The sequence below is a fragment of the Allobosea sp. TBD101 genome (assembly GCF_059817965.1).
Genome location: NZ_CM187543.1, coordinates 4,364,665 through 4,379,473 on the forward strand (window position 1 = coordinate 4,364,665; position 14,809 = coordinate 4,379,473).

12 protein-coding genes are annotated in these 14,809 nt (G+C 65.9%); 2 read left to right on the forward strand and 10 right to left on the reverse strand.

Translation table 11 applies throughout. The annotated features are described in order from the left end of the window. Positions 1-116: 116 nt before the first annotated feature. Complete coding sequence (locus tag AC6RIC_RS21285) at positions 117-1,673, forward strand: acetolactate synthase large subunit (RefSeq protein ID WP_454658010.1); 1,557 nt, start codon at positions 117-119, stop codon at positions 1,671-1,673. A gap of 354 nt (positions 1,674-2,027) precedes the next feature. On the opposite strand, the gene AC6RIC_RS21290 is transcribed toward AC6RIC_RS21285, so the two are convergent. From AC6RIC_RS21290 to AC6RIC_RS21305, 4 genes are all read right to left on the reverse strand, one after another. Then, positions 2,028-3,071, reverse strand: a complete 1,044-nt coding sequence (locus tag AC6RIC_RS21290; RefSeq protein WP_499733810.1) for a histone deacetylase family protein — start codon at positions 3,069-3,071, stop codon at positions 2,028-2,030. A 127-nt stretch (positions 3,072-3,198) separates the two neighbouring features. Then, the gene (locus tag AC6RIC_RS21295; protein ID WP_499733811.1) at positions 3,199-3,795 is read right to left on the reverse strand and encodes a TetR/AcrR family transcriptional regulator; all 597 of its coding nucleotides are present in this window, start codon (positions 3,793-3,795) and stop codon (positions 3,199-3,201) included. Further along, on the reverse strand, positions 3,792-4,970 hold the full coding sequence (locus tag AC6RIC_RS21300) for an acyl-CoA dehydrogenase family protein (protein WP_499733812.1): 1,179 nt from the start codon (positions 4,968-4,970) through the stop codon (positions 3,792-3,794). The genes AC6RIC_RS21295 and AC6RIC_RS21300 overlap by 4 nt, the downstream gene beginning before the upstream one ends. Before the next feature lie 99 nt (positions 4,971-5,069). Continuing rightward, positions 5,070-6,191 (reverse strand): diguanylate cyclase domain-containing protein, encoded by a 1,122-nt coding sequence (locus AC6RIC_RS21305; RefSeq protein ID WP_499733813.1) that lies wholly within the window; start codon positions 6,189-6,191, stop codon positions 5,070-5,072. A 267-nt stretch (positions 6,192-6,458) separates the two neighbouring features. Here AC6RIC_RS21305 and AC6RIC_RS21310 point away from each other — a divergent pair, with 267 nt between their 5' ends. Then, entirely contained in the window at positions 6,459-6,779 is a 321-nt protein-coding gene (locus tag AC6RIC_RS21310; RefSeq protein WP_499733814.1) for a hypothetical protein, read from the forward strand. Between the two features lie 70 nt (positions 6,780-6,849). Here the strand turns inward: AC6RIC_RS21310 and AC6RIC_RS21315 are convergent, their stop codons facing one another. The 6 genes from AC6RIC_RS21315 to AC6RIC_RS21340 all read right to left on the reverse strand — a co-directional run bounded on the left by AC6RIC_RS21315 (position 6,850) and on the right by AC6RIC_RS21340 (position 14,678). Next, positions 6,850-7,806, reverse strand: a complete 957-nt coding sequence (locus tag AC6RIC_RS21315) for a succinylglutamate desuccinylase/aspartoacylase family protein (protein WP_499733815.1) — start codon at positions 7,804-7,806, stop codon at positions 6,850-6,852. 11 nt (positions 7,807-7,817) lie between these two features. Continuing rightward, on the reverse strand, positions 7,818-8,639 hold the full coding sequence (locus AC6RIC_RS21320) for an ABC transporter permease (protein WP_499733816.1): 822 nt from the start codon (positions 8,637-8,639) through the stop codon (positions 7,818-7,820). 14 nt (positions 8,640-8,653) lie between these two features. Next, positions 8,654-9,589, reverse strand: a complete 936-nt coding sequence (locus AC6RIC_RS21325) for an ABC transporter permease (protein ID WP_257733956.1) — start codon at positions 9,587-9,589, stop codon at positions 8,654-8,656. Positions 9,590-9,725: 136 nt separating this feature from the next. Then, on the reverse strand, positions 9,726-11,312 hold the full coding sequence (locus AC6RIC_RS21330; protein ID WP_454659038.1) for an ABC transporter substrate-binding protein: 1,587 nt from the start codon (positions 11,310-11,312) through the stop codon (positions 9,726-9,728). Between the two features lie 215 nt (positions 11,313-11,527). After that, the gene (locus AC6RIC_RS21335; RefSeq protein ID WP_499733817.1) at positions 11,528-13,150 is read right to left on the reverse strand and encodes an amidohydrolase; all 1,623 of its coding nucleotides are present in this window, start codon (positions 13,148-13,150) and stop codon (positions 11,528-11,530) included. A 46-nt stretch (positions 13,151-13,196) separates the two neighbouring features. Further along, complete coding sequence (locus AC6RIC_RS21340; protein ID WP_499733818.1) at positions 13,197-14,678, reverse strand: M81 family metallopeptidase; 1,482 nt, start codon at positions 14,676-14,678, stop codon at positions 13,197-13,199. Positions 14,679-14,809 lie beyond the last annotated feature (131 nt).

Genomic DNA, 14,809 nt, shown 5'->3' on the forward strand with positions numbered 1-14,809 from the left:
TCAGCGCCGCTTGGGAAAGTCATGACATTCTCTCGTTTGACAGGGCAGAGGGAATTTCCTCCTCTTCCGCCCGCTGGCGCGTAGACGCCCTTATTTCTTTGAGTCGAGGTTTTCCGATGAACGGCGCCGACCGCCTTTGCGACACGCTTCTGATCAACGGGGTCGATACGTGCTTCGCCAATCCCGGAACCTCCGAGATGCATTTCGTCGCGGCGCTCGACCGCAAGCCCGAAATGCGCTGCGTGCTCGGCCTGTTCGAGGGTGTGGTGACCGGCGCGGCCGACGGCTATGCCCGGATGGCCGACAAGCCGGCGGCTACGCTGCTGCATTGCGGCCCTGGCATGGCGAATGCGCTCGCCAACATGCACAACGCGCGGCGCGCCCGCACGCCAATGATCAATGTCGTCGGCGACCACGCGACCTACCATCTCCAGCATGATGCGCCGCTGACCAGCGATATCGAGAGCCTGGCCGAGCCGATGTCGCATTTCGTCCGCCGCATCGCGACGCCGGAGGATGTCGGCCCGGCGATCGGAGAGGCCTATGTCGCCTCGCTGACCCTGCCCGGCGTCACCACCGTGATCCTGCCGGCCGACTGCGCCTGGGGCAGCGTCGAGCCCGCCACGTTGAAGCCGACCGAACTGCCGGCGCTCAAGAGCGTCGATGGCGCGACGATCCGCGAGGTCGCAGCCGGGCTGCGCAAGCATGGCAAGCGCGGCGCGATCATGCTGACCGGCCTCGCGCTCCGCGAAAAGCCGATGGAGATGGCTGCTCGCATCTGCGCGGTGACCGGCGCCCAAATCTTCAGCCAGATGTCGAACGGGCGCATCCAGCGCGGCGCCGGCCGCGTCGCCATGCCCAAGGTGTTCTATCCGATCGACAAGGCGCTCGAGCAGCTCAAGGATGTCGATTATCTCGTGCTCGTCGGCGCGCAGGTCCCGGTCGGCTTCTTCGCCTATCCCGGCAAGCCCGGCCGCCTGATCCATGACGGCTGCGAGGTCGCCAAGCTCGCGATCCCCGGCGACGACCTGCCGGCCGCGATAACCGGGCTCGCCGAGGAGATGGGCGCAACGAAGACGGCCCCGCTCTACATCGCCCCGGCGCGCAAGGAACAGCTCGGCCTGCCGACCGGCAAGCTCGATGCCGACAAGGCCTGCGCCATCGTCTCCGCCCTGCTGCCGGAGAACTGCATCGTCTGCGACGAGTCGGTCTCGTCCGGCCGCAGCTTCTATTACGATTGCCACAGCGCGCCGCAGCACGACTATATCCAGCTCACCGGCGGCGCGATCGGCGAAGGCATTCCGCTTGCAATCGGCGCGGCCGTCGCCTGCCCCGACCGCAAGGTGATCGGCATGCAGGCCGACGGCTCAGGCATGTACACGGTGCAGGGGCTGTGGACCCAGGCGCGCGAGAACCTCGACATCGTCACCGTCGTCTTCGCCAACCGGACCTACCAGATCCTGCATGGCGAGATGCGCGCCGTCGGCGTCAACGATTTCGGCCGCAACGCCACGCTGATGCTGAACATCGACGAGCCAGCGCTGGACTGGGTGATGATGGCCAAGGGCATGGGCGTCGAAGCCGCGCGGGCGACGACGGCCGAGGAGTTCGCGAGCCTGTTCAAGGCCGCGCTGAGCCGCAAGGGGCCGTTCCTGATCGAAGCGGCGATCTGAGGATCGCCAAAGGGTGTCATCCCGCACGCGCTGCGGCACGAAGTGCTGCGGCGCAGATGCGGGACCGTCCGCAGGAAAGGGCGCCTTCTCGTCACGCGGTCCCGTGTCTGCGCAGCGGCATTCACATGCCGCAGCGCGCACGGGATGACGCGGTGGTTGGCGGTCGCAAACGCTGCACGGGGGCCGTTGACGTGGGGCGTCACCCCGCACGCGTTGCAACACGCAGTGTTGCTGCGCAGATGCGGGACTGTCCGCAGGAAAGAGTGCCTTCTCGTCATGCGGTCCCGTGTCTGCGCAGCGGCATTTCATGCCGCAGCGCGCACGGGAAGACACATGGGGTTACGAAGAAGAGCGTTACTTGAACTCGCCCAGGAACGCGTCGAGGCAATCGCCGATCGCCTCGATGGCGTAACCGCCCTCCTGCACCACGAGCGTCGGCAGGCCGAAACCCTTCACCTGCCGGCCGATCGTGCCGAAATCCGAAGCTTCCAGCTTCAGCACACCGATCGGGTCGTCCTTGTGGGCGTCGTAGCCGAGCGCGATCACCACGACCTCGGCGCCGAAATCGCGGATCGCCTTGCCGGCCTCGGCGACGGCCGCCTCCATCGCCGCACCGCCCGCACCATGCGCCAAGGGCAGGTTGAGGTTGAAGCCCTCGCCCGGGCCGTTGCCGCGCTCGTCGGCATAGCCGGTGAAGAACGGATAGTAGTTCGTGGGATCGGCATGGACCGAGATCGTCAGCACGTCGTCACGGCGGTAGAAGATCTGCTGCGTGCCGTCGCCGTGATGGGCGTCGACGTCGAGGATCGCGACCTTGCCGAATTGCGAGCGCAGGCGCTGGGCCGCGATCGCGGTGTTGTTGAGATAGCAGAAGCCGGTGGCGCGATCGGCGCGGGCATGGTGGCCGGACGGACGGCAGAGCGAGTAGACGGCGCGTTCGCCGGCCAGGATCGCATCGGCTGCGGAAACCGCGGTCTCCGAGGAGCGCAGCGTCGAATGCCAGCAATGCTCGCCGATCGGGACCGAGAGATCGCCGAGATACCAGCCGAGCTGGCCGATGAAGCCGGTGGGACGGCAGGGCGGACGGACATCCTCGTCCGGGCGGCCGCTCCAATAGGGGAAGGTGCTCGGCCAGACTTCCGGGCCGCGCTCGGCCGGCAGGTCCTGCCAGCGCGCCCAGGCGGTTTCGAGGAACCTGACGAAGCCCGCATCATGGATCGCCAGAACCGGTTCAGTGCCATGCGCCGCCGGCTGCTCCGGCGTGATGCCGTGTTTCCTGAGCGCGCCAAGCAGGCGTTCCGTCCGTTCCGGCAGGTCCTTGGGGGCCACGACCTTGCCGAAGCGCATGTATTGCTGGGGATCGTGAAGGGCTTGGTCGGGGTGATAGAAGGCGCGCATCGGGCGAAGGATCCTCGTCAGATCGCGAGGCGACCGTCAGCCCCGCGTGAGCGATGCTAGCAACCGCCGCCGCGCCGGTCAGCCATGACGATGCCGCCCTCCCCTGCGTGGGAGGCGGGACTGACGCTCAATGCGGCGAGAGCAGCGCCACGAACTCCCGCGCCAGAGCGTCGATCGAGTAGCGTTCCGGCCGGTACCAGTCGGTCGAGCCATTGAGCGCGCCGAGCAGGAAGAGCCTGAGCACATCCGGCGAATTCCCGGCCGGCATGCCGCCCGCCTGCTGCCATTCGGCGATCAGTTGCCGCCAGACATCCTCATAGGCGCGGCGCACGGCCCGCACGCTCTCCGGCACGGGCGCCGCGCCGAAGGTGAAGACCTTGATGCTGGCGGAGGTGTAGTCGCCATGGCCGTGCAGCGCCGAGAGATGCGCGCGGATCGCAGCCTCCAGCCGCACGCGCGGCGAAGCGCCCTCCTCAGCCGCCAGCGCCGCGACGACCGCCTCATGGACGAAGCGCACGCCATCGTTGACGACCTCCTCGACGATTTCCTCCTTCGAGCCGAAATGGTAGTAGAGGCTCGCCTTGCGGATGCCGACGGCCTCGGCGATCTCGCGCAGGGTGGTCTGGTGATAGCCGCCGCCACGCAGCAGCCGCGCAGCATGGTCGAGGATCAGGCGGCGCGAGCCACCTTCGGCTGCAGGCCGCGTCGCTGGGGCGTCACTCACAGCCGCTTTGCGACTTCTTCGAGCATGACCTCGGTCGCGCCGCCGCCGATCGACTGGACGCGGGCGTCGCGGGTCATGCGCTCGATCGCGCTCTCACGCATGTAGCCCATGCCGCCATGGAACTGCAGGCAGTCGTACATGACTTCGTTGACCAGTTCGCCGCAATAGGCCTTGGCCATCGAAACCTCGCGCGTGGCGTCGAAGCCCTGCGCGTCGAGCCAGGCGGCGTGATAGACGAGCTGGCGGCCGGCCTCGACCTTGCCCGCAAGCTCGGCGAGGCGCTGGCGGATCGCCTGCTTCTCCCAGAGCGGCGCGCCGAAAGCTTTCCGCGTCTTCACATAGTCCAGCGTCAGGTCGATCGCGGCCTGCGCCTCGCCCATCGCCATGGCGCCGATCACGGTGCGCTCGTTCTGGAAATTGCTCATGATCGCGTAGAAGCCGCGGCCCTCCTGCCCGAGCAGATTCTCGGCCGGCACCTTGCAATCGACGAAGGAGAGTTCGGCGGTGTCCGAGGAACGCCAACCATGCTTGTCGAGGGCGCGCGAGACCGAGAAGCCCGGCATGCCCTTCTCGACGAGGAAGATCGAGACCGATTGCGAGGGCCGCGCTTGCGGATCCGTCTTGGCGGCGACGCAGTAGAGATCGGCATGGACGCCGTTGGTGATGAACATCTTGGCGCCGTTGAGGACGTAATGGTCGCCCTCGCGCCGCGCCGTGGTGCGGATGCCCTTCACGTCCGAGCCGGCATCGGGCTCGGTCACGGCGACGGCAACGATCTTCTCGCCGGCGATGATATCGGGCAGGTACTTGTCCTTCTGCGCCTGGCTGCCGGCATTGGCGATGTGGACAGAGGCCATGTCGGTATGGACCAGCGCGGTGATCGCGACGCCGGAGAAGGTCGAGCGGCCCAGTTCCTCGGCCAGCACGACAGTCGCCATCGTGTCCATCTCGGAGCCACCATAATCGGCGGGGTAGCGGATACCGAAGAAGCCGAGCTCGCCCATCTTGCGCAGCACGTCGCGCGGAACGAAACCGTCCTCCTCCCATTGCACGGCATGCGGCTTGATCTCGGTCTCGACGAAGCGGCGGACCTGGTCGCGCAGCGCCTCATGCTCCTCGGTGAAGTAAGGCGAGCGGCGCGCGCCTTCCGCGACAATCTTTCCGCCTGACGACATCGCCCTCTCCCGTCTCTGCGCAGCGCCATCGGCGAGCTACCTGCCGGACGGTAGGTGAATGGCCCGCCGAGATCAAGCTACCCGCAGTTCGCGGTGATGTCAGGCGACGTCGTCCCAGTGGGCGATCATGCTGCGGCCCTTGCCGGCGCGCTTGGCGCCATAGAGCGCCTGATCGGCCGCGCGCGTCAGCACCTCCGCCGTCCACTGTCCGGAATCCCGTTCCGGCTTGACGGAGACCCCGACACTGGCGCCGACGGTGACGAGCTGCCCCATCAGCATGAACGGCGCCTTGACGATCGACACCGCTCGGTTGGCAACTTCGGAGATCGCAGCTGCATCCTCGACGCCGCGCACGACCAGGGCGAACTCGTCGCCGCCAAGCCGCGCCACGATGTCGCCCGGCCGCACGACGCCCTTCAGGCGCATCGCGACCTGCTTGAGCAAGTCGTCGCCGGCCTGGTGGCCGTGGCGATCGTTGATGAGCTTGAAGCCGTCGAGATCGAGCAGCAGAAGCCCTAGCGCCTCTCCACTATCGCCGGCCTCGTCGAGAACGCTATCCAGTCCGCGGCGGTTCAGGAGCCCGGTCAGAGGGTCGTGACTCGCGGCGAAATCGAGCTCGCGCCGGACCATCAACAGTTCCTCGAACTGGCCGATGATATGATCGGAACTCTCGTAGATCGAATAGAGGTAGACGAGCAGCAGGACACTGAGCGCCTGATAGAGCGGATCGCCGGAAACCAGGAAGGCGACGACCAGCGTGCCGATCGCGATGGTCGAGAGCACGGCGCAGATCCAGTAGCGCAAGGTGCGCAGATAGGATCCAGCGGTCAGCGCCATGGTCAGGCCGAGGCTGAGAACGAAGCCTTCGGCATGGTCGACAGCCGCAGCCGTCAGGGTCAGCGTGGCGATGACCAGCGTGAAGGCGAAGGCCGTGTAGGCATAGCCGGCCTCCCAGCGCCGCGCCTCCGCCAGGGTCAGCTTGCGCGCGGGATCGCGCCGCTTGAAGCCGGCGATATTGGCGATGCGCAGCAGCGTCGTCACGATGCCGGCTCCCGTCAGCCACCAGAAGATCGTTTCACCGGTCTGCACGGCCATGATGGCGGAGCCGACGATCAGCCCGGCCGCGATGCAGAGGATTTGTGGCAGGGCCGCGAAGAGACGCGAGATGATCTCGATCTCGATATCCGCGGGCAGCTGCGCGGCGCGTTTGCGGGGCCTCATCAGCAGATGCATGGGCATGGCTCTACGCACGAGGCTCTAAGAACCCGTCAGCCCGATCCCCGGCATTTTAGCGATTGGATCGGCAATAGCCGCGCCCGCCATTTGCTGCTGTCGGCGAGACCACTTTTCGTCGACCCATCGGCCCGCTTCGAAGCGTCCTTCCCGCGCCTCTAGGCCGCCTCAGAAGCCGTTCATGATGAACCGGCTAGAGAGAGGACGAACGCTGCGCCGGCCCGCTTGCCGGCGCGGATATCGAAAGGAACGAACATGCTGAGTCGCCAACTCACGATCTCGGTTCTGGCCTGCGCCGTCCTGCTCAGCGCAATCCCGGCCCAGGCCCAGTATTACGGCGGCCCCTATCGCGGCGCGCCGTCCTATAACGATGATGACGATGATGACGACGACCGTCCGCGGCGGCGCTATGACCGCCGCGGCTACGGCTATGAGCGCCCGTATTACAGGCAGCCACGCTACGGTAATATCTGCGTGACCAGCCGGGGCGATTGCCCGACGCCGCCCTTGCCCTATGGCTCGGGCTGCGGCTGCAATATTCCGGGTTTCGGCCCCAAGCGCGGCATCGTGCAGTAGCCGGCCTCAGAGTCTTGCTTTAGCGCATTTTCTTCACGCGAACCGGTATCCACTTCGCTCGAAAATGCTCTCAGAACCGGCGGGTGCTCTCCGTCCCGAGATAGCAGATGCCCTCGCCGGGCTTGGCCTTGGGATTGGGGAAGATGATGAAGCCGTCGCGCGGCATCGCCACGATCGTGCCGTCGGCGCGACGGGCGATCGGCGTGCCCCCAGCGACGCGGTCACCGGTCTTCCACGAGCCTTCGACCCGGTCGCCCTCGGCCTCGCAGATGACGAGGTCGTCCATATGGACGACGACGCGCTTCTCGGGGGCCGGCGGCGCCTCGTCGGTCAGCCCGAGATGGGCGAGCACGTTGCGGATCGCCTTGTAGCCGACATCGACGGAGGCCGGGTCCTCGTGGCGCCCGCATTCCAGCGTCACGCCATAGCCGCCGGCGAAGCGCATGAACTCCGTCGTGCCGAAGCCTTCGGTGACAGCGAGCCGTGGCAGGCCCAGGCGCTCGCGCGCCGCGATCAGCCGGACATAGATGTCGAGCCAGCCATGGATCATCAGGTCGACACCAAGGCTGGCGGCGAAGGCGGCCTCGGCCGCGCCATGCCGGAAGGGTTCGAGCGTGCCACGATTGTCGTCCGGGCCGAAGAAGACGAAGGGGACGCCTTCCCCGGTGAAGGAATGGACGTCGAGCAGCATGTCGTGCTGGCGCAGGATGGCGGAGAGGCGGTTGCCGAGCCTGTCCTCGTTATCGACAGGCTGCGGCCGCTCGCGCAGGTCACGATTGAGGTTGCGATCGCCCTCGCGGGTGTTCTGCCTGTAGGCCTTGGGATTGGCGACGGGCAGGAAGGTGACCTCGCCGCGCTGGATCGAAACCCGGCCGGCGCGGCAATCTTCGATCACGCGGGCGATGGCGTTGGGCCCGCAGGTCTCGTTGCCGTGAACGGCGCCGAAGACGAGGAGCTTCGGCCCCGCCTTCAGCCCGTGGAAGCGGATGGTCTCAAGCGGCGGATCGATCAGGTCAGGCGTCGTCATAGGCTCTGGTATCAGGCTTTGCGAAGTTGCGAATGCGGGTCGAGGATGTCACGCAGGCCGTCGCCCAGCAGGTTCAGGCCGAGCACGGTCATGAAGATGGCGAGGCCGGGGAAGATCGAGATCCAGGGTGCGGTGGTGATCTGGTCGCGCGCATCGGAGAGCATCGAACCCCAGCTTGGGAAGGGCGGGCGGATGCCGAGGCCCAGGAAGGAGAGCGCCGCCTCCGCCAGCACGGCGCCGCCCATGCCGAGCGTGCCGATGACGATGATCGGACCGGCGATGTTCGGCAGGATCTGCAGCAGCATGATGCGCAGGTTGCTCGAGCCGAAGGAGCGCGCCGCCTCGACATAGCCCTGCTGCTTGATCGACAGCGTCGCGGCCCGCGACAGCCGGCAGGTATAGGACCAGTTGGTCAGGCCGAGCGCGATCAGCAAGCTGGTCAGGCCCGGCTGGAGGATCGCCATGATGGCGAGTGCGAAGACCAGCGAGGGGATCGACAGCATGAGGTTGGTCAGGCCGTTGACGAAATCATCCCACCAGCCGCCGAAGTACCCCGCCGACATGCCCAGCGCCACGCCGATCACGGTGTTGATCAATTGCGAGATGATGCCGACCGTCAGCGAGATGCGCGCGCCGTAGAGCACGCGGCTGTAGATGTCGCGGCCCTGCGCATCCGTGCCGAACCAGAACTCGGCACCGGGCTGAACCTCGGCATTCATCAGATTGGCATCCATGACGGGATCGGTATGCGCCAGCCAGGGCGCCAGCGTCCCGCCGACGACGACGGCAGCGAAGAGCACGCCGCCGATCCACAGATTAGCCCGGAATTTCATCGGCTGCCCCGCCCCTAGGTGTATTTGATGCGCGGATCGATCAGAGCGCAGAGCACGTCCACGATGATGTTCACGACGAGGAAGAAAAGCACGAGCAGCAGGATGCAGGCCTGGACGACGGGAATGTCGCGCAGCGACACGCTGTCGACCAGGAGCGAGCCGATGCCCGGCCAGGCGAAAAGCTTCTCGATCACCACGGCGCCGCCCATGATCGAGCCGAACTGCAGGCCCAGCGTCGTCAGCACGATGACCATCGCGTTGCGCGCCACATGCCAGCGCATCACCCGGACCTCGCTGTTGCCCTTGGCGCGGGCGGTGCGGACGAAGTCGGCGTTCATGACCTCGAGCACGGCGGCGCGCGTGGTGCGGGCCAGCAAGGCGAGCGGCGCCACGCCGAGCGCGACCGCCGGCAGCACGATGTAGCGCGGATTGCCGTCGCCATAGCCGAAGCTCGGGAACCAGCCGAGCACCAGCGCGAAGGCATACATCAGCATCAGCCCGAGCCAGAACTGCGGCAGGGACAGGCCTGACACGGCGACGAACATCGACTGCATGTCGAGCCAGCCACCCGGTTTCAGTGCCGCCAGGAAGCCGAGCGGAACACCGAGGACGATCGCGAACGTCATGGCGGCGATGGCCAATTGAAGACTGGGCCAGATTCGCTCGACCAGTGAATTGATCACCGGCTGGCGGGTGCGGAACGAGGTGCCGAGATCGAACGTCGCAAGCTTCACGGCATAATTCGCGAAGCGAACATGGACGGGATCGTCGAGGCCGAATTGCTTGTTCATGCGCGCGACCTGCTCGGCATCGACGACCGAGCGGCCGTCGGACATCTGAGTCGAGGCGAAATCGCCGGGAATGACGCTGAACATCACGAAGATCAGCCCGGCGACCGCAAGCAGGATCGGAATGGCCTGCAGCAGGCGACGGATGACATAGGGCAGCATGGTAAACTCCTGATCGCCGCCGCGGGGCGGACTCAGGTCAAGGCTCGAAAATCGCCGTCACCCCGGACGAGCAGCGTGGCCGCCGGTCCGGGGTGCGGGTGTCATCGAGCTGGCGAGAACCTCCGCTGAGGCGCGCTTACTTCGCCGCAGGCGAAGTCGCGTCGACCCAGAGATCCTCGTAGCGCTGGAGCGCGAGCTCCGTCGCATTCGCCTGCAGGCCATGCAGCCAGGGCTGATAGGCCAGCACCGCCTTGTTGTAGTTGAAGAACCAGACCGGAGCCTCGTCCTGCAGCAGCGCGTTGGCCTTCTTCAGCAGTTCGACCTTCTTGGCAGCGTCCTTCTCTGCGGCAGCATCGTCCAGCACCTTGTCGTAGGCCGGGTTCTTGAAGCCGGTGTAGTTGCAGGACGAGCGCGGCGTCGCCGAATGGAAGCACTTCAGCGTGGTCAGCGGATCCGGTCCGGACGTGTTCGACCAGATATAGGCCTGGAAATCGCCCTTCGCGACGACGCCACCGAGAGCCGAGGTTTCCACCGGCTTGACCTTCACCTTGATGCCGACCTTGGCGAGCATCGGGATCGTCGCCTCGACGATCGGGATACCCCAGCTCTCGTTCGGCGTGGCTGTCCACTCGAACTCGAAGCCGTCCGGATAGCCCGCCTCGGTCAGGAGCTTCTTCGCCTTATCCGGGTCAAAGGCGTAGGGCTTGGCGCCCTTGTCGAAAGCCGGCGAAGACAGCGGCAGCCAGCTCACGGCGCGATAGGCCTTGTCGCGCACCAGGCGCTTGATGATCAGCTCGCTGTCGATGGCATGGTTGATCGCCTGGCGCACCCGCTTGTCGGAGAAGGGCTTGAATTCGGGATTCATGCCCATGTTGCGGGTGAAGACCTCCGCGACCTCAAGGATGCCCTTCGAGAGGTTCGGATCGGCCTTGTACGCAACGTACTGGGTCGAGCCGAGAATCGAGACGTCGATCTCCTTGTTGCGGAAGGCGACGTCGCGGGCCGCGGCCTCACCCATCGGCGAGATCACCAGCTTGTCCGCATAGGGCTTGCCGGCCTTGTAGTACTTCTCCCAGCGCTCGAAGACCATGCGCGAGCCGGGCACATGCTCGACGAACTTGAAGGGGCCGAGGCCGATCGGCTTGTTAAAGAAGTCCGCCTCCTGCGCCTCCTTGGCCGGCAGGATCGCGGTGGGGGCGCTGAAGAACAGGAAGCCCGGATCGACCGCGTCGGTCATCGTCATCTCGATGGTGCGATCGTCGATCTTCTTAAGGCCGGAGATTTCCTTCGCCTTGCCTTCGCGAACCTCGGCGCCGCCCTTGATGCGCGAGACGTGACGCGCGCCGGGATAGCTCTTCGATCCGTCAACGAGGCGGGTGAACGACCAGATCACGTCATCGGCCGACAGTTTGCGGCCATTGTGGAAATAGGCCTCGCGTAGCTTCAGCGTATGCGTCAGACCGTCGGCCGAGGTCGAGAAGGACTCGACGAGCTCGGGCTCCGGCTTGCCGGTATTGGAATCCCAGCGGAACAGCATGCCGTGCAGCGCATAGCCGTAGATCTCGTCCTGGATCTGGTTCGAGACGTGGCTGTCATTGCTGACGAAGGAGGCGCCATAGGGCGCCGTGAAGCGGATCGTTCCGCCGCGACGCGGCTCCTGAGCCTGTGCAGATACGGTGAAGGCTACCAGCGTCAGCGCGGTAGCGAAGGCAAGTTTCTTCAACAACACGATCAATCCTCCCGTTTCCCATCTGCTCCGGCTGATCCGGAGTTGTTTGCTTTGAAGTGGAACCATAACGGCTTTGCCGCGCTTGTCTTCCCCCGCACGGTCAAATTCCCCGAATAGCTCTGCGATTCACGGTGTCGCAGAGCTGTTCGGAGCCCCGTTTCGCATTTTCTTCACGCGAACCGGCATTTTTCGCTCGAAGATGCTCTGCCTCAAGCTCCCCGCTCATAGACGACCGCGCCGCCGAGGATGGTCAGATCGCAGCGCGTGTCCTTGAGGATGTCGGCGGGAGCGGCGCTCAGCAGGTCGCGCGAGAACACCGCGACGTCGGCGAGGAGGCCCGGCGCGAGCCGGCCCTTCACATTCTCCTGCTTCTGCGAGAAGGCGCCGAACTCGGTATAGGCCTGCAGCGCCTCCTCGATCGAGACGCGCTGGCTTTCGTCCATCACCGTGCCTTTCCAGGTCTCACGCGTCAGCATGGTGTGGAAATTCGGGAAGGGGTTGGGATCGCAGACCGGTGCGTCGCTGCCCGTCGCCGGCTTGAGGCCGAGATCGAACCAGGTGCGGAAGGGATAGCTCGGCATCGCGCGCTCCGGGCCGAGCACCTTCACATAGGCATCGCCGAAATCATGGATGAAGACCTGCTGCGGGCAGGGATAGATGCCGGCCTTGACCATGCGCTCATGCTGGGCAGGGGTCGAGAAGCCGCAATGCTCGATGCGGTGGCGCCGGTCCGGATCGGGATAGGCCGCAAGCGCCTTCTCGTAAGCCGTGATGAGCTGCTCGATCGCGGCATCGCCGATGGCGTGGCAGACGAGCTGATAGCCCTTCTTGTGGGCGTCGAGCACCATACGCTCAAGCTCGGCATCCTCCCACATCCAGACGCCGGTGGTCTTGTCCTCGCCGAGATAGGGCTCCGTCATCCAGGCGGTGCGGCCGCCGGCCGAACCGTCGAGGAAGAGCTTGACGCCGCCGATCATCAGCATCTCGTCGCCGGTGCCGGAGATCAGTCCGGCGTCGTAGCATTGCGGCACGATCGAGCGACCGTCGTCGCCGAGCAAGGTCAGCCAGGTGCGGACCGGCAGGCGGCCGTCGCGCTTGGCGCGGTGATAGGCCGCGATCTCGCGGAAGCCGCCCTTCTGGCCGACGGCGGCGTCCATGCAGCTGGTGATGCCGAGCGAGAGCAGATACTGCCCGCCGCGCTCGATGCCGGCGATGATGTCCTCCTCGGTCGCGGCCGGAATTGCCGCCTGGACTGGGGCGCGGGCATTCTCGGCGAGCAGGCCGGTGAGGCGACCGTTCTGCTGCTCGATCAGGCCGCCCTGCGGTGTCGGGGACGTCTCGTCGATGCCGCCAAGGCGCAGCGCCTCGGAATTGCAGATCGCGATATGGCCGCAGGCGCGCACCAGCATCACCGGATTGTTCGGAGCCGCGCGGTCCAGCTCCTCGCGATAGGGATGGCGGCCGGTGTCGAGCTTGGTCTGATCGTAGCCGCGCGAGAGGATCCATTCGCCGGGCTTGGACTGTGCGGCGCGGGCCGAAATCGCGCCGAGCAGCGCCTCCAGCGTCGGCGCGCTCTCGGGCTTGGAATCGACCCAGCCCATGGTCATGCCCAGCGAGACCAGATGCAGATGCGAGTCGTTGAGGCCCGGCGTCGCCAGCCGGCCCTTCAGGTCGATGACGCGGGTCTTCGGCCCGATCAGCGGCTTGATCTCGGCATCGCTGCCGGCCGCCAGCACCTTGTCGCGGAAGATCGCCAGCGCCTCGACGACGCCCTCCTCGCGCCCGCACCAGATCGGCCCGTTGCGCAATACGATATCGGCCTGAATCGCCATGGTGTTCTCCTCACATTCAGTCGTCGCCGGCGCTTACGAGCGGCGGTCAGATATCGTCGAGCGGGAAGATCGGGCGGCGGACCTTCTTGTAAGGCCGCTCCTTGAAATTGCGGGTCGAAAGCGCGCCGGTATCGACCTCCAGAACCTCGCGGGCGATCGGCTCGAAGGCGGCGCGGAAATGCTGCATCGACTTGACGATCACCGTCGACTTTCGGGTCGGATCGACGCCCAGCGAGGTGAACTGCGCGAGGTCGGTCGCCTGGCCGTTATGGGTGATGACGATGATCTCAACATCGTCGACGCGGAGCAGCGCCGAGAGCCCGTAATTGCGCCAGACGCCGCCAGCCATCGGGCCATGGCAGAGGAAATAGCCGTCGGTGATCGCGACGACATGGGCGTCGAGATCGAGCGGCCCGCCGCCCATGGTCGGGTCGACCTTGCCGCCGAGCTTGATCCGGCCACGCTTGCCGACGCCGATCGCCTGCGCGGCCAGCACGGCCTCGGGGTCGTTGATCGCGTGGAAGCCGACATTTTTCAGCCCGGCATCGAGCACAGCGCGCAGCAGGTTGGTGGCATCGCCATAGGCGCCGGAGCCGGGATTGTCGGAATAGTCCGAGATCACCACCGGCTTGTAGCCGGACTTGCCCGTATCGGCCTCGCCGGCCTTGGCGCGGGCCATGGCCTCGGCCAGCGGCGTGAAATGGATCGAGGAGAAGCGGCGCTGCTCCCAGGCATAGTCCATCAGCTCCTCGGCGATGGCTTGCGCCTTGGCGCGATCATCGGCCGTGACCGCGATCGAAGGGCCGATATCGTGGACGTCGGCCGAGGAGAAGCCGGCCTGGACGCTGACGACCAGCGCATCGCCGGAAGCTTCGAGCGCATCGCCACGGCGCAGCAGCTCAAGGAAGGGCGGCGAGGTGGTGCGGCCACCGTCGAGGGCATAGAGGATCGGGCGGCGAGCGAGCGCGACCCTGGGCTTGATCTCGCCCTTGATCGCCCGCTGTAGCAATTCGGCGGCCTGCCAGGTCCGCTCGTATTGGTCGATATGCGGATAGGTCCGGTAGGAGATCAGCGCGTTGGCGTTGTCGGCCATGAGCTGCGTGACCGTGGCATGCAGGTCGAGCACCGCAACGACAGGAACGTCAGGACCGATGCGCTTGCGAAGCCGGGCGAGCAACTCGCCCTCGCCGTCATCAGAGCTTTCCGTCGACATGGCGCCGTGAAGATGCAGCAGCACGCCATCGACGCCTTGAGCGGCATCGACGATCTGGCCGGCGAAGAGATCGAAGGCGTGATCGGTGACGCGGCCGGACGGGTTGGCGCCGGTCACCAGCGGATGGACAACGCTCCAGCCGAACTTGTCGGCCGCCTCGAAGGCCGCGCCCATCGAGGTGCGCGTGCCGCGGAAGGCCCCGGGGATCTCGTTGTCGCGGAAGGCGCCATGCGCCCGGAACGTGGCCTCGTCCGTAAGCTGAACACTGAAAGTGTTCGTCTCATGCATGAACTCGGCGATCAAAACGCGCGGCACCGTCATCTCCCCAAAACGTGTCGTTCAATTTTTTTGACAGTTTTGGCGAGACAACTGGGTTTTGGCCACTGATTTTCGCGCATGCATCCCCAGAAACCTGCGCGCTTGTCGAATTGTGGTGAATATGCTCG